The organism is Rhodococcus sp. Z13_19A, from assembly GCF_058133575.1.
Genome location: NZ_JBYUNN010000002.1, coordinates 73,284 through 94,736, shown reverse-complemented (window position 1 = coordinate 94,736; position 21,453 = coordinate 73,284). Strand labels below are relative to the sequence as shown.

Here is a 21,453-nt window from a genome sequence, read left to right as displayed (position 1 = left end):
CGGTCTCCTATCGGTCGGCGAGCAGGTTGCGGAGCGCGTCACCGGCGAGGTTGGCGACCAGGGCGAGCAGCAGCACCGCGACGCCGGGCATCACCGGCACCCACCAGTGCTCGAGCAGGTTGGACATGCCTCGTGCCGCCATCCCGCCCAGCTCGGGCGCGGGGGCGGGGGCACCGAGGCCGAGGAAGGACAGCGCCGCCAGGGTGATGATCAGGTTGCCCATGTCCAGGCTGGCCGCCACCAGCGTGGAGACCAGCGCCCCGGGCAGCAGGTGCTTCAGCGCGATGCGCACCGGACCCACCCCGGAGAGCCGGGCGGCCTCCACGTGCGGGCGGGCGGCCTGGGCCCGGACCTCGCCACGCACGATGCGGGCGTAGAACGGCCACCACACGATCATCACGGCGAGCAGGGTGTGGGTCAGCGAGGGACCGAGGGCGGCCACCACGCAGATCGCCAGGAGCGGCCCGGGCAGCGCCAGGAACGCGTCCGTCAGGCGCATCAGCAGCGAGTCCACCCAGCCACCCACAGCGCCGGCCACCACACCCACCAGTCCGCCCACCACCACACCCGAGGCGATCACCAGCAGCGCCGACAGCCACGAGGAGCGGATGCCCTCCAGGACCCGCGAGAGGATGTCGCGGCCCACCTCGTCGGTGCCCAGCAGGTGCCCGCCGCCCGGGGCGAGGAAGGCCTCGCCGGCCGGCACCGACGTGGAGTGCGGGGCCAGCAGCGGGGCGAGCAGGGCCACCGCGAACACCACCGCCAGCGCAGCCAGGGCCGCTGTGTCGCTGATGCCCAGCCGGCGCAGCACGTGGTGGGCCCCGGCCGTCCGGCCCCTGCCCCACCGCTGCAGTGCCGGTCTCGTGCGATCCGCTGTCGTCACCATCACGCGGCTCCTGTCTTGGTGGTGGGCAGGGTGCCCGTGCGGCGGCGGCCGGGCCGCGGGGCGGCGTCCAGGAGCGCGCGGGTGTACGGGTGCGAGGGAGCGTCCACGACCTGTTCGGCGTCGCCCTCCTCCACGATGCGGCCCTTGGTCATCACCGCGATCCGGTCGGCGGCCACCCGGGCGGCAGCCAGGTCGTGGGTCACGAACAGCACCGCCATGTCCAGCTCGCGGCGCAGCCGACCCAGCAGGTTGAGCACGGTGGCCACCAGCGAGACGTCCAGCGCGGAGGTCGGCTCGTCGCACAGCAGCACCCGGGGCGGCACGATCACCGCTCGCGCCAGCGACGCCCGCTGGCGCTGCCCCCCGGAGAGCTGACGAGCCCGTGCGGACGCCACCTCGGCGGGCAGACCCACCAGGGCGAGCGCGCTGCGCACCGCCGCGGCCCGCTCCCGCCGGGGCACTCCCTCGGCCCGCAGCCGGTCGGTGAGCAGGTCACCGATGGTCGACCACGGCGTCATGGACGAGCCCGCGTCCTGGAACACCATCTGTGGGCGCCCCCCGCGGCCCAGCTCGACGTCGCCGGAGTCGGGCGTGACCAGCCCGGCCACCACCCGCAGCAGGGTGGACTTGCCGCAGCCGCTCTCCCCCACCAGGGCCAGGCACTCCCCGGGCTGCACCGACAGGTCCACCCCGTCCAGCGCCTGCAGGGTGCCACCACCGGCGAGCGGGAACGCCTTGCGCACCTCGGTGAGCACCACGCCGGGGTACTCCTTCTGCACCTGGCGGAACACCGGCCCGGCGGGCCACTGCGCGGTGGAGGCCAGTGCGCGGGCCAGCTCGTCCAGCCGCTCGGGCTGGGTGCAGGCCACCAGGTGCCCGGGGGCCGCAGCCTCCAGCGGCACCGGTTCGTCGCAGGCCGCCACGTGCAGCTCGCAGCGGGGGCCGAACGGGCACCCGGGCGGGTGGTCCTTGGGGCTCGGCGGCTCCCCGCTCAGGGTGGGCAGCGGGTGCGCGCGGTCCGACGTCGGAGTGAGCCGGGTCTGCAGCAGCCCCAGCGTGTAGGGCTGGCGGGGCGCCTCCAGCACCGCGGCGGTGGGGCCCACCTCGAGCAGCTTCCCGCCGTAGAGCACCGCGATGCGGTCGGCGATCTCCGAGGCGACCCCGAGGTCGTGGGTGATGAACACGAAGGAGCAACCCAGCTCCGCGCGCAGGCTCACCACCAGCTCCAGGATCTGTGCCTGCACGCTGACGTCCAGGGCGGTGGTGGGTTCGTCGGCCACCACCAGCGAGGGACTGCCGGCCACGGCCATCGCGATCATCACCCGTTGGCGCAGTCCACCAGAGAGCTCGTGCGGGTAGGCCCGCAGGCGCGACTTGGCCTGCGGCACCCCGACGGCGTCGAGCAGCCGCAGCGCCTCCTGGGCGGAACCCGCCTTCTCCTCGACCTGCCTGCCCACCCGCATCGTGGGGTTCAGCGAGGTCATCGGGTCCTGGAACACCGCACCGAGGTGGTCGCGGCGAAGCAGCCGGCGCTGCTCCGCGGTGGCGGTCAGCACGTCGGTGCCGGCCACCACCACCTGCCCCGACGTCCGGGGGGCCGGGCTGGTCGGCAGCAGGCCGAGCAGGGAGAGTCCGAGGACGCTCTTGCCCGATCCTGACTCGCCGACCAGCCCGATGATCTCTCCGCGGCCGATCTCCAGGGACACGCCCCGGAGCGAGGGCACCTCGCTGCCGTTGCGCTGAAACGTGACGTGCAGGTCCTGCACCGAGACCAGGGCCTCGGCAGCAGTGGAGACGGGGGTGTGGCCCGGGGCCGCAGAGAGGGTCATGTCACTCCTTCACGAGGTCGCCGAGACGCACGGTGTTGAGGGTCGGCAGCTGGTGGACGAGGTTGCCGATGCCCTTGCGGGCGATCACCGTCTCCTTGACGTCGGCGATGTCCAGCCACAGCCCGGAGGCGGCGATGGCGTCACCGGCCGCGGCGTAGGCCTTGCTGACCTCGGCGGGATCGGTGGCGTTGAGCCCGCGGTCCATGGCCGCGTCGGCGGCGGGCACCGAGGACTGCAGCCAGTTCAGCGAGCCCGCGGTGCTCATGAAGATGCGGGCGTAGGTGTCCGGGTGCACCGCGTCGGGGTTGAGGGTGGACAGCACCATGTCCGGCCGAGCGCTCTCCGGCTGGTTGGGCAGGTCGAAGGCCTGGGCCATGGGGATCGGCCGGGTGGTCACCTGCAGGCCGGCGGCGGAGAGCTTGGTCTGGATGAGCTCGGCCATCCGCTGGTTGGTGGAGTCATCGTTGACGTAGGCCAGGTCGACCTTCTTGTTGCCCAGCCCGCTCACCAGGTTCTTCAGCACCGACGGGTCCACGGGTGCGGTGGTGGAGCCGCCGGTCACCTGCTGCGCCGCCGGGTACACCTGGGTGCTCGGGGTGGCCCGGTCGCCGTAGACCGTCCGCACCAGCTCCTCGCGGTCCAGGGCCTGGCGCACCGCCAGGCGGACCTTCTGGTCGGTGAAGACCCCCTTGTTCTCGTCCAGGAACAGGAAGCTCTTGAACACCGCCGGGAAGTCGGTGACGGTGAATCCGGGGTTGCTGCGGAACGAGCTGATGTCGTCGGTGGTGTAGCCGTGCAGGCTCATGTCCAGCTGCCCGCCCTCCAGCTGCAGCCGCTGGGTGGAGGTGTCCGGGACGATCGAGAAGACCACCTTGCCGTAGGCGGCCTTGGTCCCCCAGTACCCGTCGTAGCGGCTGAGCACGTAGCGCTGGCCGTTGATGAACTCGGTGAGCGTGAACGGACCCGTGCCGGCGTCGTGGTCCTTGAGGTAGCTCTGGGCGTGGTCGGAGCCGGCGTGGTCGGCGAGCACCTTGGGACTGACCATCTTGGGTCCGTAGGGCGCAGCGAGGTAGTCCAGGAACGCGCTCACCGGCTTGCCCAGGGTGACCACGAAGGTCATCGGGGCCGGGGTGGTCATGTCCACCACCTCGCTGAGCATGTACGCCGGGGCGCTGTTGACGTCCAGCCGGCGCTGGAAGCTGGCCTTGGCCGCGGCGGAGTCCAGCGGGGTGCCGTCGTGGAAGGTCACGCCCGGACGGATGGCGAAGGTGTAGGTCTTGCCGTCCGGGGACACCGTGTAGGACGAGGCGAGGGCCGGCTCGACCTCGGTGGAGTCCGGCTTGTAGCGGACCAGGCCCTCGTAGACCGAGGTGGTGAGGGCGTTGCCCTCGATCTCGTAGAAGATGTCCGGGTCGGGCACCTGCATGTCGGCGTTGAAGGCCAGCCGCAAGGTGTCGCCGCCGGCACCTCCGCCGGAGGCCCCGCCGCCACAGGCCGAGAGGACGAGCGCGGCCGTGGTGGCCAGACCGGCCAGCACCGCCATCCGGGACTTTCGGGTTCGCTTCATGGGAGACCTTTCTCGGGTGCAGCGGGGGCGAGGAGGTGGGACGAGGCGCTGGTGCAGGACGGGGCTGGGGCAGGACTGGGCTGGTGCAGGACGGGGCTAGTGCAGGACGGATCCGCCGTTGACGCAGAGGGACTGGCCGGTGACGTAGCCGGCCGCGGGGCTGGCGAGGTAGCTGACGGCGGCACCCACGTCGGCGGGGGTGCAGAAGCGGCCGGCCGGGATGGCGGCCAGGTACCCGGCGCGGACGGTGTCGGGGCTGGCGCCGGTGTGCACGGCCTGGCTGTGCCACTCGGCGTCGACCATGTCGGTCTCGCAGGTGCCGGGGCACACCGCGTTGACCGTGACCCCGGTGGCGGCCAGCTCCAGCGCGGTGGACTGGGTGAGCCCGACGACGGCGAACTTGCTGGCGGCGTAGGCGCCCAGCAGGGCTCCACCCTGCACGCCGAGGTCGCTGGCCAGGTTGACGATCCGGCCGGACCCGCGTGCCACCAGCACCGGGGTGGCCGCCTGGATGCCGTGCAGCGTGCCCAGCACGTTCACCGCGAGCATCCGCTCCAGCTCGGCGGCGGGGGTGTCCTGCACCGGTGCCAGCAGCGACACCCCCGCGTTGTTCACCCACACCGCCAGGTCGCCGAGCTCGGCAGCGGCGGCCACCAGGGCGGCGGCGGTGGCGGCCTCGCGGACGTCGCCGGCCACGGTCACCGCCCGCACCCCGCACAACCGCACCGCCTGCGCGGTGGCCTCCGCTCCGGCGGCGTCCGAGCAGTAGCCGAGCACCAGGTGGTGGCCGGCGTCGGCGAGGGACTCCGCGATGCCCCGGCCCAGGCCGCGGCTGGCACCGGTGACCACCGCTACGGGAGCCACCTCACAGCCCCAGCAGGTAGCGGTCGCGCTCCCAGGGAGTGACCTGGGCGTGGTACTCGTCCCACTCGGCGTGCTTCATGTTCACGTAGTCCTCGACGAACCCGCCGGGGAACACCTCGTGCACCAGCTCGTCGCGCTCGAACGCCTCCGTCGCCTCCAGCAGGGTGCGCGGCAGCCGGGTGCTGTTGGTGCCCAGCTGCTGGCGGCCGTCGGTGAGGGCGCTGTCCACCGGCTCGCCCGGGTCCATGCCCTTGGCGATGCCGTCCAGGCCGGCGGCGAGCAGGAACGCCGCCGCCAGGTAGGTGTTGGCCGCGGAGTCCACCACCCGGTTCTCCACCGCGGGCCGGTTCTTGGGCAGCCGCAGCATGCAGGAGCGGTTCTGCTCGCCGTAGGCGGAGTACACCGGCGCCCACGAGGCGCTGCCGTCGGCCAGCCGCGGGTTGAGCCGCTTGTAGGAGTTCACCGTGGGCGTGGTGATGGCCGACAGCGCGCCGGCGTGCTTCATGATCCCCGCGGTGAAGCAGTAGGCGATCTTGCTCCAGCCCTTGCCGCGCACGTCACCGGCGTCGCGCATCAGGTTCTCCCCCGTGCCCACGTCCTCCAGGCTCATGTTGAAGTGGTGGCCGCTGCCCCAGGACTCGGTGTAGGGCTTGGGCATGAAGGTGGCCAGCAGGCCGTGCTGCTTGGCCACCTGACGAGCCATCAGCCGGAAGAAGGAGATGCGGTCGGCCATCACCAGCGCCGGGGCGTAGTCGAAGTCGAACTCGAACTGAGCGTCGCCACCCTCGTGGTCGAAGCTGTAGACACCGAAGTCCGACTCCTGCATGGCCGAGACCATGGCGTCCAGGAACGGCATCGCGTCCAGCGTCGGCTCCAGGTCGTAGGCAGGGGTGGGCCGCATGGAGCCGCTGCGCGCCGTCGGCAGCAGGTAGCCGTCGGCGCGCTCCAGCGAGGCCGGGTCGAAGGCGAAGAACTCCGTCTCCACTCCGAGGTTCATGGCGAAACCCGCGTCCGCCGCGGCAGCGACCTGGCGCTTGAGGATGGAACGAGGGCAGTGCACGAAGGGCTGGTCTCCGTCGAAGAGCAGGTCGGCGGCCATCCACGCGATGCTGCGGTCCCAGGGCAGCACCCGCAGCGTCGCCGGGTCGGGCATGGCCACCGACTCGTCCTCGTTGGGGGTCATCGTGCCGAGACCGCTGATGCCGCGTGGGGTGTAGCGCTCGGAGCCAGCCAGCAGGTTGGGCAGGTGGTCGATCGGCACGACCTTGGACTTGCTGCGCCCGTGCACGTCGATCCAGCCACCCACGGCGTACTTGACGCCGTCGGCGGCCAGCTCGGCAGCGAGCTGGGTGTGGGCAGGGTTGATCCCGTGCGTGGTGTCCATCAGGGTCTCCTTGGTCAGCAGGCAGTGAAGGTCGGGGTGGGGGCGGGACCGAGCGGTGGCTCCTCGGTGCGGCCCCGGGTGACGCGGTCGGCGATAGCGTCGGCGACTCGGTCGAGCAGGGAGTGGCCGAGCTCGGTGGTGGCCTCGGAGGGCCGTCCGGTGACGCCGTTGGTGGACAGCGCCGGTGCGGTGTAGCGGAAGACCAGGTCAGCGGTGCGGTCCGGGTCGTCGCCGTCGGCACAGCGGTCGAGGTGCACCAGGTGCGGCGCGACGGCCATCACCATGGCGGTCTCGCCTCGGTTGGCATGGATGTCCTCCCCGTCGCTGGTCAGCTCGACCCGGACGGTGGGATCGGCGTCCCACCAGTCCAGGAAACCCACCCGCAGGTCGGGGCGGAACAGCCTCAGGTGGTCGGTGGCGATGCCCAGCGCGGCGGCGTTGCCCATGTGCGCGTTGACGAACAGCAACCGGCGCAAGCCCGATGCTGCGGCCCACTCGGCGTAGGAGCGCACCACCTGGGCCAGCAGCTCCGGGCTCACCGACAGCGTTCCCGGCAGCACCGTGCCGTGGCCGTAGCTGCAGCCCACCGGGATGGGCGGCAGCACGATCGCCCCGCACCGTGCCGCCGCCGCCTCGCACACCGCGGCGGCGACGAGGGTGTCGGTGCCGGTGGGCAGGTGCGGACCGTGCTGCTCGACGGCGCCGACGGGAACCAGGCCCACGTCGTGACCGCCGTCGGGGCGCGCGCCCAGGCCCTGCAGCTCCGGCCACGCCTGCTCGGCCCACTGCAGCGCGCTCACGAGGCCTGTTCCTGCCGCGCGCCCTGGCCGAAGGTGCCCCGGCCCAGGGCGCCGTCGGGCAGCACCAGCTCGCCGCGGGCCATCCGCTGCTGCAGGTAGGTGAAGGTCTGCGCGGTCTGCGCCAGCAGGTGGTCGCCGGCCACGACGCCCGGGCCCGGTTCCTGGCCCTCGGCGAGGAACTGCGGCAGCGGGGCCACCACTGTGTCGTAGTCGACGTTGAAGAACAGCGGGAACGACCAGCGCTCCTCGGCCACCTTGCGCACCCGGTGGGTGGTGGCCACCAGCTGGCCGTTGGTCCACACCTCCAGCAGGTCCCCGACGTTCACCACGTAGGCGTCCGGACGGGGCGGGGCGTCGATCCACACCCCGTCGCCGTTGAGCACCTCCAGCCCGGGGGCGGTGGAGCGCAGCAGGGTGAAGCACTCGTAGTCGGTGTGGGCACCGATGCCTTGCACGTCGTGGGCGTCGGGTTCGTAGGGGTAGTGGATCAGCCTCAGCTGGCTGGGAGGGGTGGTGACGTGGCTGTCGAACAGCGCCGGGTCCTCGCCCAGCGCCATGGCAAAGCCGCGCAGCAGCACTCGGCCCAGCGCCATGGCCGCGTCGTAGTACGCCCCGACCTGCTCCCGAAATCCCGGCAGGTCCGGCCACTGGTTGGGTCCGAGCAGCCCGGGTCCGACGGCCACCGCGGGGTGATCGGCGGGCAGGTCCAGGGAGAGGTCGTAAGCCTCCTTCAGGTCGCGACTCTGCCCGCCCAGCACCTCCTCGCCGACCGGCACGTAACCGCGGTGGTTGCTCGACCGTCCGATGTAGACACTCATCTTGCGCTCGTCGGGCTGGTCGAAGAACCGCTGGGCGGCGGCGACCAGGTCGTCGTAGAGCGCGGGGTCGAGACCGGTGCCGGTGACGTAGAGGAAGCCGACGTCGCGCGCGGCCGCGCCCAGCTGGGCGGCAACCGCAGCCTGGTCGGCCGGGTCGTCGCTGAACAACCCCGAGACGTCGACCTCAGGAATCTCGGTGAAGGCCGGGGTGCTCACGAGGCACCACCGGTGTTGCGGGCGCAGCGAAAAGAGGGGGCCAAGGACATGACTGCTCCTGCGGAGGCTCAGGGTGGGCGCAGGCAGAGCACGCCGTCTGAAGGTCTCCCGGGCTTTTGTCCCGCCGTGGACGCCGGCCGCTCGGCCGCCGCTGCACCCCTCGGTCCAGTCCCGGCGAGCCGGCGGAACCCTAGGTGCGCCTCGCCCCTGCGGGCGAGTCAGGAGTCATGCAACACGGGCAGCGTTCCGTCCTCGCGTCCATGCTGTTTCCAGTTCGTGAACCGCGCGCCGGTCAGCGTCAGGCGTCGACGCCCTGGCGGCGGGGGGTGAACACCCAGCCGCGCAGCGCCACGAAGCGCAGCACCCCGACCACCGCGCTGACCGCGATCACCAGCAGCACCTGGGTGAGCGGTGCCGCCCCGGGGAACCACACGTGCAGCACCCCGAGGGTGAGCGAGCTCATCACCAGCCCGATGAGCCCGAGCGCGCCACCCTCCCACTGCGCCGACCACCAGCTCACCCGCTCGGCGGCGTTGAAGGTGAGCCGGCGGTGCAGCTCGTTGGCCAGGGCGGTGCTGAGCACCACGCCGACCACGTTGGCCACCAGGTAGCCCCAGGCCGCCAGCGCGGTGAAGGTGCCGGCGTAGACGATGTTGCTGGACCCGCCCACCAGCGCGAAGCGGATGAACTGGCGCACCACGTGGTCGGGGCGCATCCGGGTGGGACGCACCCGGCCACGCAGCCACGACGGCGCCCAGTAGGGCAGTGCCGCCGGTTCCGCGGGCTGGGCGGGCTCGTCCTCCTCCTGCGCCGAGGCCGCCTGTGTCACGGGCGCAGTCTGCCAGGGCTCACGCCGCGCAGCTCCGCAGGCTCACGCGGGAACACCCATGTCGCTGACCTCGGCGAGCAGCTCGTAGGAGCGCAGCCAGCTGTTGCGGTCGTTGGCCGAGGCCACGATCAGCTCGTCGGCCTGGGCGTGGACGGCGAACTTGTCCAGGTACTCCCGCGCCTCGGCGGGGGTGCCGACCGCGGAGTAGTGCGTCATCTGCCGGATCTGCTGGCCGGCGGGGGCCTCCAGGATCATGTCGGCCTCCTCGTCGGTGAAGGTGCGCCCACGGCCCAGCAGCAGCGACACCCGCGCCCGCCGGGCAGCGAGCAGCTGCAGCTCGGCCTCCTCGGTGGTGTCGGCCACCACGATGTTCACCCCGGCGATGACGTAGGGCTCGGACAGCTGCGCCGACGGGCGGAACTCACGCCGGTAGATGGTCACCGCGTCCTGCAGGGCGCCAGGGGCGAAGTGCGAGGCGAAGGCGTAGGGCAGGCCCAGCGCCGCGGCCAGCCGGGCGCCGAACAGCGAGGACCCCAGGATGTAGAGCGGGACGTGGGTGCCGCGACCGGGGGTGGCGTTGACGCCGGGGATCAGCGACTCCTCCCCCAGGTAGCCCTGCAGCTCCTGCACGTCCTGCGGGAAGCTCTCCGCCGACGCGGGGTCGCGCCGCATGGCGCGCATGGTCTGCTGGTCGCTGCCCGGCGCGCGGCCCAGCCCGAGGTCGATGCGCCCGGGGTGCAGCGTCTCCAGGGTGCCGAACTGCTCGGCGATGGTCAGCGGTGCGTGGTTGGGCAGCATCACGCCGCCCGCGCCCAGCCGGATGCGCTCGGTGTTGGCGGCCACGTGCGCGATGAGCACGGCGGTGGCGGAGGAGGCGATGGTGCCCATGTTGTGGTGCTCGGCGTACCAGACGCGGCGGTAGCCCAGCTGCTCCGCGCGCTGCGCCAGCGCCACGCTGCGGTCAAAGCTCTCGCGCACGGTCTCGCCCTCACCGATGTGGGCAAGGTCCAGGATGGAGAGTGGGACGGTCACAGCGATCAGCCTTTCCTCGAGCAGAGCTCTCCCGGGTGACTCCCCGGGTGCACAGTTACCAACCGTGACGACGCCCGATTGCTTCCCGAGGCGTCTCAGCCGGGCCGGTGGATGGCACCCTCGGTCCGCGTCAGCGGCACCCCGTCGCCGCCCCAGCGCGCGGCGATGATCTCCGCGGCGATGGACACCGCGGTCTCCTCGGGCGTGCGGGCACCCAGGTTCAGCCCGATCGGGCTGTGCAGCCGGGCCAGCTGGGCGTCGGTCACCCCCCGCTCGCGCAGCCGCGCCTCGCGGTCGTCGTGGGTGCGCCGTGACCCCATCGCCCCCACGTAGGCCGGGCGCACCTTCCAGTCCTCGTCGCCCAGCGCCAGCTCCAGCAGCGGCACGTCGAACTTGGGGTCGTGGGTGAGCACGGCCAGCACCGTGCGCCCGTCCAGGCGTCCGGCGTCGCGCTCGGCCCGCAGGTAGCGGTGCGGCCACTCCACCACCACCTCGTCGGCGTCCGGGAACCGCTGGGGGGTGGCGAACACCGCACGGGCGTCGCACACGGTCACCCGGTAGCCGAGGAAGGCCCCGATCTTCGCGGCAGCAGCGGCGAAGTCGATGGCACCGAAGACCAGCATCCGGGCGCGCGGGGCGTAGGAGGAGACGAACACCTCCATGCCGTCGCCCAGCCGCTCCCCGTCCGGGCCGTACTCCAGGATGGCGTTGCGCCCGGCCGCCAGCAGGCCGCGGCCGTCGTCGGTGACGGCGGCGTCGCTGCGCGCCGAGCCCAGGGTGCCGCTGGTGGAGTCGGCGAACAGCACCAGCCGCTGCCCCACCCGCGCGGGGTCGGGGTGCCGGGTGGTGGTGGCCACCGCCACCGGGACCCCGGCGCGGATCGCCTCGGCCACCTCACCCAGCTCGGGGAAGCTGGTGGGGTCGATGCGCTCCACGAAGACGTCCAGGATGCCGCCGCAGGTGAGGCCCACGGTGAACGCGTCGTCGTCGGAGACGCCGTAGCGCTGCAGCTGCGGCACCCCGTCGGTCACCACCTGCTGGGCCAGCTCGTACACCGCACCCTCCACGCAGCCGCCGGAGACGCTGCCCACCACGGCGCCGTCGCCGCCGAGCATCATCGACGCCCCGGCCTGCCGCGGCGAGGACTTCCAGGTGCCCACCACGGTGGCCAGCGCGATGGGCTCGCCCCGCCGCCACCAGTGCTCGGCCTCGTCCAGCACGTCACGCACCTGCCACCACCTCCAACAGCTCGTCCAGGGCTTCCAGCGAGTGTCCGGACACCAGCTCGTGCAGGTGCGGCAGCGCCGCCACGATGCCCGACTGCACGGGCTCGTACCCTGCTCGACCCACGTGCGGGTTGACCCACACCACCGCGCGCGACAGCCGGGCGAGGCGGCCCACCTGCTCGCCCAGCAGCTCAGCGCCGCCGCGCTCCCAGCCGTCGCTGAACACCACCACCACCGCGCCACGAGCCATCCCCCGCTGCCCCCAGCGGTCGGTGAAGACCTTGAGGGTCTCCCCCAGCCGGGTGCCGCCTGCGTAGTCGGGCACCGCGGCCGCGGACAGGCGCAGGGCCATCTCCGCGTCGCGGTGGCGCAGCGCGCGGGTGAGCCGGGTGAGGCGGGTGCCCAGGGTGAAGGTCTCCACCGTGGCCGGCGCGGCCGTGGTGAGCACGTGCGCGAAGCGGAGCAGGGCGTCGGCGTAGGGCGTCATGGAGCCAGAGACGTCCACCAGCAGCACCAGCCGGCGCGGTCGACGGCTGCGGCGGTGCATAGACGGCCGCGCCACCTCGCCCCCGGCCTGCAGCATGGAGCGCACGGTGGCGCGGGGATCGACACTCCCGCGGCGGGCCGGACGCCGGCGCACCGCCCGCCGGGTGGCCGGGCGGTAGCGCAGGGCCGTGAGCAGGCTGCGCAGGTGCTCGCGCTCGGCGGCGCTCAGCTCGCTGAAGTCCTTGTGCCGCAGCCGCTCCTCAGCACTGGCCGCGGTGCTCAGCTGCTCGGCCTCCTCGGTGTCCGCACCCGTCTGCGGGTGGGGGCCGGTGAGGGAGGCGCTGACGCTGGGCAGCGAGACCAGCTCCTCGCTGGTCGCCGAGCGGGCGGTGGTGGCGCCGAACCAGGCCAGGAACGCGGCGTCGTAGCGGGGCAGGTCGTCGGGCTGCGAGCACAGGGTGATGCGCCCGGCCCAGTAGACCTGGTCCGGGCTGGCGGCACTGAGCTCGGAGACGGCGGCGACGAACGCCAGTCCGCGACCGGCGTCGGCGGCCACCCCCGCCGCACGCAGCACCCGGACGAAGCCCAGCAGCCCCAGCACCGGCTGGGCCGGCTGCTCGGACGTCTGGCGCGGGGCGGGCGCGGCCTGGGGAGCGGTCATGGCGGCACCGCTCACCCGAACAGCAGGGCGTCGAGGCCGGACTTGATCACCTTGTCGTTGTCCTCCCGGTACTTCAGCACCGCGCCCAGCGTGGCGGCAGCGCTCTGCACGTCCAGGGAGGTGCGGCCGAGCGCGGTGAGCGCGGCGGTCCAGTCCAGGGTCTCGGCCACCCCGGGCGGCTTGAGCAGGTCCAGGGTGCGCAGGGTGCGGCTGGCCTGGGCGACCTGGGCGACCAGCGTCTCCGGCGCCTCCGGGAGGTGCTCGTGCACGATGGCCACCTCCCGCTCGAGGTCGGGGTGCTCCAGCCAGTGGTAGAGGCAGCGCCGCTTGAGCGCGTCGTGCACCTCGCGGGTGCGGTTGGAGGTGAGCACCACCAGCGGCGGCACCTCCGCGCGGATCTCGCCCAGCTCGGGGATGCTCACCTTGTTCTCGGCCAGCACCTCCAGCAGGAACGCCTCGAACTCGTCGTCGGCGCGGTCGATCTCGTCCACCAGCAGCACGCACGGCGCCTGCCGCAGCGCCTGCAGCAGCGGGCGGGCGATGAGGAAGCGCTCGGAGTACAGCTCGGTGTCGTCCACCGGTCCGCCACCGCTCTCCAGCGCCCGCAGGTGCAGCAGCTGGCGGGGGAAGTCCCAGTCGTAGAGGGCCTGGCTGGCGTCGATGCCCTCGTGGCACTGCAGCCGCACCAGCGGCACGTCCAGCGCCCGGGCCAGTGCCATGGCCAGCGCCGTCTTGCCGGTGCCCGGCTCGCCCTCGCAGAACAGCGGGCGCTGCATCTTCAGCGCCAGGAACGCCGCGGTGGCGATGCCCTCGTCCGGCAGGTATCCGACGTCGCGCAGGGCGGCGGCGAGGTCAACGGGAGAGGTGATGTCCACCCTCGCACCCTAGACGGGTTCCGTTCGGCCACGAGCTCAGCCAGCGGGCAGGATCAGCCGGTGCTGTTTCCTGACTTCGCCACCGACCACCTCGACACCGGCGACGCCACCATCGCCGTCCGCCACGCCGGGTCGGGCCCGCCGGTGCTGCTGCTGCACGGCTTCCCGCAGACCTCGGCGATGTGGCACCAGGTGGCACCGGCGCTCGCCCGCGAGCACACCGTGGTGGTGCCCGACCTGCGCGGCTACGGCAGCTCCAGCAAGCCCGCCGCGAGCGACGACCACGCCGCGCACAGCTTCCGGGCGATGGCCGCCGACCAGGTGGCGGTGATGCGGGCGCTGGGCCACGACCGCTTCGCCGTGGTGGGCCACGACCGCGGCGCGCGGGTGACCCACCGGATGGCGCTGGACCACCCCGAGCGGGTGGAGCGGCTGGCGGTGCTGGACATCGTGCCCACCGTGCACGTGCTGGCCACCGCCGACCTCACCCTCGCCCAGCGCTACTACCACTGGTTCTTCCTGAGCCGGCCCGAGCCGCTGCCGGAGACCCTGATCGGCGGCGACCCGGTGTTCTTCCTGCACGCCAACCTCGGGGCGCTGGGCGGGAGCCTGGACGACTACGACGCCGAGGCGCTGGCGGAGTACGAGCACTGCGCCCGGGACCCGGGCACCGTGCGCGGCTGGTGCGAGGACTACCGGGCGGCGCTGTCCATCGACGCCGCCCACGACCGCGCCGACGCCGACCGGCTGCTCACCCAGCCGCTGCTCGCGCTGTGGGGCGCACGCGGCGCGGTGGCCGAGCTCTACGACCCGCTCGCCGTGTGGCGCGGGTACGGCTCTGACGTGCGTGGCCAGGCGGTGGACGCCGGGCACTTCCTGGTGGAGCAGCGACCCCAGGAGTGCACCACGCTGCTGCAGCAGTTCCTCAGCTGACGTCGCGGCGCACTGCCTGGAGGACGAGGGGTGTTTCCGTCTCGCCTCGATGCCACAATGACGCGGTGACTCATGAGGAGCTCAGCTGGTGGCGGGTGCGCCGGGCTGACGGAGACCAAGACGCTCTCGTCGGCGGGTAACAGCTCTCGCCGGGCGTCTTCTCCGAGGAGCCTGCATGTCTGCTCACCACCGGGTCCACGACCCTGACCCCCGTCCGAACCGCACCGACGCCACCCCGTGCTGCGAGGCCACCGACCCTGACGGCTGGGGCTTCATCTGCACGATGGAGCCGGACCACGACGGTGACCACGTCGCGGGCAACGGCATCTCGATCTCCGAGGTCTGGCCGCAGTAGCACTCCGACGGACGCAGCAGGTTCCCCCTTCCGTGCGACGGGGGAACCTGCTGTTGGCCAGCCAGCTGCCGCGCGCCGGCGGACCAGTCAGGCTGGCTCCGGAGTGTCGTGGTCGGCCCCGGTGGCCAGGTCACCGCACTCCACCAGCACCACGTCGGGGCGCCCGCGCAGGAAGTCCCGCGCACCCGCGTCGCCGGTGGCGGTGTCGATCACCGCACCGAGGTGGTGGCGCCCGAACAGCACCGGGTGCCGCGGCGCACCGTGGAAGCTCGCCCGCGCCAGCGCGGTGTCCAGCGAACCGGCGGCCACCCCCAGCACCCGCGCCACCACGTCCGCGCCCACGTCCGGGGTGTCCACCAGCTGCACCAGCGCCGCACCGGCGTCGCGCTCGCGCGCCGCCCGCAGCCCCGCCCGCAGCGACGCCGCCATCCCGCTCTGCCAGTCCGCGGCCACCACCACCTCGACACCCTCGGGCACCAGGGCACGGGCCTGCTCTGCCGCCGCGCCCAGCACCACCACCACCTGGTCGCAACCGCCGGCACGCAGCGCCGTCACCGCCCCGCGCAGCCAGGACCCGTCGTGCGCCAGCGCCTTGGGGCTGCCGTACCGGGTGCCGGCTCCGGCGGCCAGCAGCACTCCCACGACGCTCACGCGCCCATGGTGCCTGATACAACTTGAGACCCAGACCACAACCCAGCCACCCCGCAACCCGAGGAGCCACCATGGCCATCACCGCGCACCTGGACCTGCTGTTCAAGCCCGAGTCGGTGGAGCAGGCCCGCGAGCTGTTCCACCAGGTGCTCACCGACACCCGGGCGTTCGAGGGCTGCCTGGGTGTGGAGGTGCTGGTGGACGAGTCCAACGAGGCGCACTGGCTGGTGAGCGAGCAGTGGGCGTCGGCCGAGGCCGACGCCGCCTACCGCGAGTTCCGGGCCGGGCCGGGCGCGATCACCGAGCTGGGACCGTTGCTGGCCGGGGCGCCCTCGCTGACCAAGTTCACCGTGGACGACCGCGTCTGACGCTAGAGCCCGAGCTCGCGGGCGATGAGCATCAGCTGCACCTCGGTGGTGCCCTCGCCGATCTCCAGGATCTTGGAGTCGCGGTAGTGCCGGGCGACGAGGTAGTCGTTCATGAAGCCGTACCCGCCGTGCACCTGGGTGGCGTCGCGGGCGTTGTCCATCGCCGCCTCGCCGGCCACCAGCTTGGCGACGGCCGCCTCCTTCTTGAACGGCCGCCCGGCCAGCATCCGGGCGGCGGCGTCGTAGTAGGCGGTGCGGGCGGCGTGTGCGCGGGCCTCCATCCGGGCGATCTTGAAGGCGATGGCCTGGTTGGCCGCGATCGGCCGGCCGAAGGCCTCCCGCTCCCGGGCGTGGCGCACGCTCTCGTCCACGCAGCCCTGCGCGGCGCCCACCGCCAGCGCGGCGATGGCGATGCGCCCCTCGTCCAGGATCCGCAGGAAGTTGGCGTAGCCGCGGCCGCGCTCGCCCAGCAGGTTCTCCTCGGGCACCCGCACGTCGTCCAGCGTCAACGGGTGGGTGTCGGAGGCGTTCCAGCCCACCTTGTTGTAGGCCTTCTCCGCGGTGAAGCCGGCGGTGGGCACCGGCACCAGGATCGTGCTGATCTCCTTGCCCCCACCCGCGCGCTCGCCGGTCACCGCGGTGACGGTGACCACTCGGGTGATGGCGGTGCCGGAGTTGGTGATGAAGGCCTTGCTGCCGTTGATCACCCACTGGCCGCTGTCCAGCCGGGCGGTGGTGCGGGTGCCGCCGGCGTCGCTGCCCGCACCCGGCTCGGTGAGCCCGAAGGCGCCGAGGGCCTGCCCGGCGCACAGCTGCGGCAGCCACTGCTGCTTCTGCTCCTCGGTACCGAAGCGGAAGATCGGCATGGCACCCAGCGAGCAGCCCGCCTCCAGGGTGATGGCCACGCTCTGGTCCACCCGGCCCAGCTCCTCCAGCGCCAGGCAGAGCGTGAAGTAGTCCCCGCCCATGCCGCCGCAGGACTCGGGGAAGGGCAGCCCGAACAGGCCCATCTCCCCCATCTGGGCCACCACCTCGTAGGGGAAGCTGTGCTCGGCGTCGTGCCGGGCCGACACCGGGGCCACCACCTCGCGGGCGAAGGCCGCCACGGTCTTGCGCAGCTGCTGCTGCTCGTCGGTGAGCTGGGTGTCGAGCATCTAGGCCTCCTCGGCGGTGGCGGAGCCGGCGAGCGCGGTGACCACCCGGGACGGGCTGGGTCGGCCCAGCTGGGTGGCCATCCAGGCGCTGGTGGCCACCAGCGCCGCCAGGTCGACGCCGGTCTCGATGCCCAGCCCGTGCAGCTGCCACACCAGGTCCTCGGTGGCGAGGTTGCCGGTGGCGGACTTGGCGTAGGGGCAGCCACCCAGACCGCCCGCGCTGGAGTCCACGGTGGTCACCCCGTGCTGCAGCGCCACCAGGGTGTTGGCCAGCGCCTGGCCATAGGTGTCGTGGAAGTGCACGGCGACGGCCTCCCGCGGCACCGTCAGCTCCTCCAGCACCGCCACCACCTGCCCCGGGGTGGCCACGCCGATGGTGTCGCCCAGGGAGATCTCCTGCGCCCCCACGTCCCACAGCGCGTGCACCACCCGGGCCACCTGCGCCGGGTCGACGGCGCCCTCCCAGGGGTCGCCGAAGCACATGGACACGTAGCCGCGCACGGCCAGGCCGGCCGCGCGCGCCGCGGTGACCACCGGCTCGAACACGTCCAGGGACTCCGCCAGCCCCCGGTTGAGGTTCTTGCGCGCGAAGGTCTCGGTGGCCGAGGCGAACACGGCGATCTCGCGCACCCCGGCAGCCAGCGCCCGGTCCAGCCCGCGGCGGTTGGGCACCAGCACCGGCATCCGCAGCCCCGCCGGGGTGGGACCGAGCTCGGCCAGCAGCTCCTCGGCGTCGGCCAGCTGCGGCACCCACTCCGGGCGCACCAGGCTGGTGGTCTCCACCGCCGTCAGCCCGGCGGCGAGCAGCCGGCGCACGAAGTCGGCCTTCACCGCCACCGGCACCAGGGCGCTCTCGTTCTGCAGCCCGTCGCGGGCACCCACCTCGTAGATGCTCACCCGCCCCGGCAGCCCCGCCAGCGGCGCCGTTGCCTGCTCAGGCATCCGGGTCCCCCTCCACCGTGGCCAGGTGCTCCGCCACGGCCACCTGCTGGCCGGCCCGCACCGCCAGCGTGGTGACCGTGCCCGCGTGCGGCGCGCGGATCGTGTGCTCCATCTTCATCGCCTCCACCACCAGCAGCGCCGCCCCGGCCGCCACCTGCTCCCCCTGCGTCACGTGCACCGCGATCACCGCGCCGGGCATGGGGCTGCGCAGCTCGGCGTCCCCGGCTGCGGCGGCGCGGACCCGGTCGACGGCCAGCTCGGCCACCGGCCACGCCGACCCGCCGCGGCCCAGCCACAGCGTGGCACCGTCGCGGGCGCACAGCCAGCGCTCGGTGCACCCGTCCAGGGTGAGCACCAGCTCGTCGCCCTCGAGCACCGCCGCAGCGGTCACCGCCTCGCCGCCGTCCACCCGCGCCTGGTCGCCGAGCAGCGACACCTCCCCCGCCGTGGTCTGCCACACCAGCGGTGCGGGCGCCCCGATCCGCCACCCCGTGCGCGCCGCCCACGGGTCGGGCGGTGGCGGCTGGGCCAGCGCGTGCAGGGCGAACCCGATGGGCACTGCCGCGGGGACCTCCTCGTGCACCAGGGTGGCCAGCTCGCGCTCCACCAGCCCGGTGTCCAGCCGTCCGGCCCGCACGTCCGGGTGGGCCAGCAGCTCCCGGAGGAAGCCGAGGTTGGTGGGCACCCCCAGCACCGTGGTGCGCCCCAGCGCAGCGCCCAGCCGGGCCAGCGCGGTGGCCCGGTCCGGGCCGTGGGCCACCACCTTGGCCAGCATGGGGTCGTAGGTGCTGCCCACCACCGTCCCCACGCGCAGCCCGGAGTCCACCCGGACACCAGCGCCGGTCGGCTCGCGCAGCAGCAGCACGGTGCCGCCGGTGGGGAGGAAGTCCCGGGCGGGGTCCTCGGCGTAGACGCGAGCCTCCACGGCGTGTCCGGTGAGCACCACGTCGTCCTGGCTCAGGGCCAGCTTCTCCCCCGCGGCCACGGCCAGCTGCTGGGCCACCAGGTCGATGCCGGTGACCAGCTCGGTGACGGGGTGCTCCACCTGCAGGCGGGTGTTCATCTCCAGGAAGAAGAACGTCTCGGGCGCCTCGGCGCTGACGATGAACTCCACCGTGCCCGCCCCGGTGTAGCCGCAGGCCCGCGCCGTCTCGCAGGCCGCCTCCCCGATGCGGGCCCGGGTGGCGGCGTCCAGCAGCGGCGACGGCGCCTCCTCGACGATCTTCTGGTGCCGCCGCTGCAGGCTGCACTCCCGCTCGCCCAGGTGGATGACACCGCCGTGGGTGTCGGCCAGCACCTGCACCTCCACGTGCCGCGGCGCCGTCACGAAGCGCTCCAGGAACAGCGTGTCGTCCCCGAAGCTGGCGGCGGCCTCTCGGCGGGCGCTGACCAGCGCCTCGGGCAGGGCGGCGGCGGCGCGCACCAGGCGCATGCCCTTGCCGCCCCCGCCGGCGGAGGGCTTCACCAGCACCGGATAGCCGACCTCCTCGGCGGCGGCGAGCAGGTCGGCGTCGCTCATGCCCGGCTGGTTGCGGCCGGGCACCACGGGCACTCCGGCGGCGCTGACGGCGCGCTTGGCGCGGATCTTGTCGCCCATCACCTCGATGGCCGACGGGGGTGGGCCGATGAACACGACGCCGGCGTCCGCGCACGCCTGGGCGAAGGCGGCGTTCTCGGCCAGGAAGCCGTAGCCGGGGTGGATGGCCTGCGCCCCGGTGGCGCGCGCGGCCGCCAGCACGCGGTCGCCGACGAGGTAGCTCTGGTGCGCGGGGGCGGGCCCGAGCCGGACGGCGACGTCGGCCTCCCGCACGTGCCGAGCAGTGGTGTCCGCGTCGGAGCACACGGCCACCGCGGTGATGCCGAGCTCGCGCAGGGTGCGGATGACGCGGACGGCGATCTCCCCGCGGTTGGCCACCAGGACGGTGCTGAACATGGCGCTCACATCCGGAAGACGCCGTTGCGGACGGGCTCCAGCGGGGCGTTGGCCGCGGCTCCCAGGGCGAGGCCGAGCACGGTGCGGGTGTCGGCGGGATCGATGACGCCGTCGTCCCACAGCCGTGCGGTGGAGTAGTAGGGGTGGCCCTGGTGCTCGTACTGCGCGCGCACCGCGGCGTCGGCGGCCTCGTCGGGCTCGCCGCGCACCGTGGCCAGCACCGCCGCGGCCTGGTCGCCGCCCATCACCGAGATGCGGGCGTTGGGCCACATCCACAGGAAGCGCGGCGAGTACGCCCGCCCGCACATCGAGTAGTTGCCGGCGCCGAACGACCCGCCGATCACCACGGTGAGCTTGGGGACCCGGGCACAGGCCACCGCGGTGACCATCTTGGCGCCGTGCTTGGCGATGCCGCCCGCCTCGTACTCCCGCCCCACCATGAAGCCAGTGATGTTCTGCAGGAACACCAGCGGGATCTTGCGCTGGTCGCAGAGCTCGACGAAGTGCGCGCCCTTGAGGGCGGACTCGCTGAAGAGCACGCCGTTGTTGGCCACCACGCCCACCGGGTGGCCGTGCACGTGCGCGAAGCCGGTGACCAGGGTGGTCCCGTAGTCCGCCTTGAACTCGTGGAACCGGCTGCCGTCCACCACGCGGGCGATCACCTCGCGCACGTCGTAGGGGGTGCGGGCGTCGGCGGGGACCACCGCGGGGATCTCCGCGGGGTCGTGGCGCGGCGGCTCGGGCTCGCGCACGTCCCACGGCACCGGCTCGCGCGGGCCGAGGGTGGCCACGATGGAGCGGACCACCTGCAGGGCGTGGGTGTCGTCGTCGGCCAGGTGGTCCACCACGCCGGAGACCCGGGCGTGCAGCGCCCCGCCGCCGAGGTCCTCCGCGGTGACCACCTCGCCGGTGGCCGCCTTCACCAGGGGTGGTCCGGCCAGGAAGATGGTGCCCTGGTCGCGGACGATCACCGCCTCGTCGCTCATCGCCGGCACGTAGGCGCCGCCGGCCGTGCACGAGCCGAGCACCGCGGCCACCTGGGCGATGCCGCGGGCGCTCATGGTGGCCTGGTTGAAGAAGATCCGCCCGAAGTGCTCGCGGTCGGGGAACACCTCGTCCTGGTGGGGCAGGAAGGCGCCGCCGGAGTCCACCAGGTACAGGCACGGCAGGTTGTTGTGCAGCGCCACCTCCTGGGCGCGCAGGTGCTTCTTCACCGTCATCGGGTAGTAGGTGCCGCCCTTGACGGTGGCGTCGTTGGCCACCACCACGCACTCGCGCCCGCTCACCCGGCCGACGCCGGTGATGATCCCGGCGCCGGGCGCCGCGTCGTCGTACATGCCGTGCGCGGCCAGGGCGGAGAGCTCCAGGAACGGGCTGCCCCGGTCGAGCAGGGTGTCCACCCGCTGGCGCGGGAGCAGCTTGCCGCGCGCCACGTGGCGCTGCCGGGAGCGCTCCGAGCCGCCCAGCGCCGCGGCGGCGACCCGGGCCCGCAGGTCGGCCACCTGCGCCGCCATGGCCGCCGCGTTGGCCTGCCCCTGGGGGCTGGTGGGGTCAGCGCGGGTGGACAGGACCGGTGCCGGGTGTGTCACAGGCCACACGTTAGCAGGTGTTAACGGCCCGATGTTAACGTCCGCTAACACCGGT

The 21,453-nt window shown here is 73.3% G+C and carries 20 protein-coding genes and 1 riboswitch; of the genes, 3 read left to right on the top strand and 17 right to left on the bottom strand.

Translation table 11 applies throughout. The features are described from left to right. Nucleotides 1-7: 7 nt before the first annotated feature. From AC3YNX_RS07145 to AC3YNX_RS07090, 12 genes are all read right to left on the bottom strand, one after another. Nucleotides 8-886, bottom strand: coding sequence for an ABC transporter permease (locus tag AC3YNX_RS07145; protein ID WP_489995033.1), 879 nt, complete (start codon nt 884-886; stop codon nt 8-10). After that, nucleotides 886-2,715 (bottom strand): dipeptide ABC transporter ATP-binding protein, encoded by a 1,830-nt coding sequence (locus AC3YNX_RS07140; protein WP_489995032.1) that lies wholly within the window; start codon nt 2,713-2,715, stop codon nt 886-888. The genes AC3YNX_RS07145 and AC3YNX_RS07140 overlap by 1 nt, the downstream gene beginning before the upstream one ends. Nucleotide 2,716: 1 nt before the next feature. Next, nucleotides 2,717-4,282 (bottom strand): ABC transporter substrate-binding protein, encoded by a 1,566-nt coding sequence (locus AC3YNX_RS07135; RefSeq protein ID WP_489995031.1) that lies wholly within the window; start codon nt 4,280-4,282, stop codon nt 2,717-2,719. Between the two features lie 96 nt (nt 4,283-4,378). After that, nucleotides 4,379-5,146: an SDR family NAD(P)-dependent oxidoreductase gene (locus AC3YNX_RS07130; RefSeq protein WP_127781969.1), complete on the bottom strand. Its 768-nt coding sequence runs from the start codon at nt 5,144-5,146 to the stop codon at nt 4,379-4,381. A 1-nt stretch (nt 5,147) separates the two neighbouring features. Further along, nucleotides 5,148-6,530, bottom strand: a complete 1,383-nt coding sequence (locus tag AC3YNX_RS07125; RefSeq protein WP_127781968.1) for a glutamate--ammonia ligase — start codon at nt 6,528-6,530, stop codon at nt 5,148-5,150. A gap of 14 nt (nt 6,531-6,544) precedes the next feature. Next, a complete protein-coding gene (locus AC3YNX_RS07120; protein WP_489995030.1) occupies nt 6,545-7,330 on the bottom strand; it encodes a creatininase family protein in 786 nt (261 codons plus the stop codon). Further along, complete coding sequence (locus AC3YNX_RS07115; protein ID WP_489995029.1) at nt 7,327-8,364, bottom strand: isopenicillin N synthase family dioxygenase; 1,038 nt, start codon at nt 8,362-8,364, stop codon at nt 7,327-7,329. The genes AC3YNX_RS07120 and AC3YNX_RS07115 overlap by 4 nt, the downstream gene beginning before the upstream one ends. Before the next feature lie 103 nt (nt 8,365-8,467). Continuing rightward, nucleotides 8,468-8,569: riboswitch (guanidine-I (ykkC/yxkD leader) on the bottom strand. Nucleotides 8,570-8,662: 93 nt separating this feature from the next. Then, nucleotides 8,663-9,079, bottom strand: coding sequence for a GtrA family protein (locus tag AC3YNX_RS07110; protein ID WP_127784608.1), 417 nt, complete (start codon nt 9,077-9,079; stop codon nt 8,663-8,665). A 156-nt stretch (nt 9,080-9,235) separates the two neighbouring features. After that, nucleotides 9,236-10,225, bottom strand: a complete 990-nt coding sequence (locus AC3YNX_RS07105; RefSeq protein WP_127781966.1) for an LLM class flavin-dependent oxidoreductase — start codon at nt 10,223-10,225, stop codon at nt 9,236-9,238. Between the two features lie 95 nt (nt 10,226-10,320). After that, nucleotides 10,321-11,454: an XdhC family protein gene (locus AC3YNX_RS07100; protein WP_489995028.1), complete on the bottom strand. Its 1,134-nt coding sequence runs from the start codon at nt 11,452-11,454 to the stop codon at nt 10,321-10,323. Further along, on the bottom strand, nt 11,447-12,598 hold the full coding sequence (locus tag AC3YNX_RS07095) for a vWA domain-containing protein (RefSeq protein ID WP_489995027.1): 1,152 nt from the start codon (nt 12,596-12,598) through the stop codon (nt 11,447-11,449). Before AC3YNX_RS07095 ends, AC3YNX_RS07100 begins: the two co-directional genes overlap by 8 nt. Nucleotides 12,599-12,609: 11 nt before the next feature. After that, nucleotides 12,610-13,473, bottom strand: coding sequence for an AAA family ATPase (locus AC3YNX_RS07090; protein ID WP_489995026.1), 864 nt, complete (start codon nt 13,471-13,473; stop codon nt 12,610-12,612). 60 nt (nt 13,474-13,533) lie between these two features. On the opposite strand from AC3YNX_RS07090, the gene AC3YNX_RS07085 reads away from it, so the two are divergent. Both AC3YNX_RS07085 and AC3YNX_RS07080 read left to right on the top strand, forming a co-directional pair. Further along, a complete protein-coding gene (locus tag AC3YNX_RS07085) occupies nt 13,534-14,406 on the top strand; it encodes an alpha/beta hydrolase (protein ID WP_489995025.1) in 873 nt (290 codons plus the stop codon). Between the two features lie 175 nt (nt 14,407-14,581). Next, the gene (locus AC3YNX_RS07080) at nt 14,582-14,761 is read left to right on the top strand and encodes a hypothetical protein (RefSeq protein WP_127781963.1); all 180 of its coding nucleotides are present in this window, start codon (nt 14,582-14,584) and stop codon (nt 14,759-14,761) included. Nucleotides 14,762-14,848: 87 nt separating this feature from the next. Here the strand turns inward: AC3YNX_RS07080 and AC3YNX_RS07075 are convergent, their stop codons facing one another. After that, the gene (locus tag AC3YNX_RS07075; protein WP_127781962.1) at nt 14,849-15,412 is read right to left on the bottom strand and encodes a nucleotidyltransferase family protein; all 564 of its coding nucleotides are present in this window, start codon (nt 15,410-15,412) and stop codon (nt 14,849-14,851) included. Nucleotides 15,413-15,483: 71 nt separating this feature from the next. On the opposite strand from AC3YNX_RS07075, the gene AC3YNX_RS07070 reads away from it, so the two are divergent. After that, complete coding sequence (locus AC3YNX_RS07070) at nt 15,484-15,780, top strand: putative quinol monooxygenase (protein ID WP_489983533.1); 297 nt, start codon at nt 15,484-15,486, stop codon at nt 15,778-15,780. Between the two features lie 2 nt (nt 15,781-15,782). Here AC3YNX_RS07070 and AC3YNX_RS07065 read toward each other — a convergent pair whose 3' ends face one another. The 4 genes from AC3YNX_RS07065 to AC3YNX_RS07050 are packed head-to-tail and all read right to left on the bottom strand — an operon-like array spanning nt 15,783 to nt 21,323. After that, nucleotides 15,783-16,934: an acyl-CoA dehydrogenase family protein gene (locus tag AC3YNX_RS07065; protein WP_489995024.1), complete on the bottom strand. Its 1,152-nt coding sequence runs from the start codon at nt 16,932-16,934 to the stop codon at nt 15,783-15,785. Next, entirely contained in the window at nt 16,935-17,876 is a 942-nt protein-coding gene (locus tag AC3YNX_RS07060; protein ID WP_489995023.1) for a hydroxymethylglutaryl-CoA lyase, read from the bottom strand. After that, the gene (locus AC3YNX_RS07055; protein WP_489995022.1) at nt 17,869-19,809 is read right to left on the bottom strand and encodes an acetyl/propionyl/methylcrotonyl-CoA carboxylase subunit alpha; all 1,941 of its coding nucleotides are present in this window, start codon (nt 19,807-19,809) and stop codon (nt 17,869-17,871) included. The genes AC3YNX_RS07060 and AC3YNX_RS07055 overlap by 8 nt, the downstream gene beginning before the upstream one ends. Nucleotides 19,810-19,814: 5 nt before the next feature. Beyond that, nucleotides 19,815-21,323, bottom strand: coding sequence for a carboxyl transferase domain-containing protein (locus AC3YNX_RS07050; RefSeq protein ID WP_489995486.1), 1,509 nt, complete (start codon nt 21,321-21,323; stop codon nt 19,815-19,817). Nucleotides 21,324-21,453: the final 130 nt, after the last annotated feature.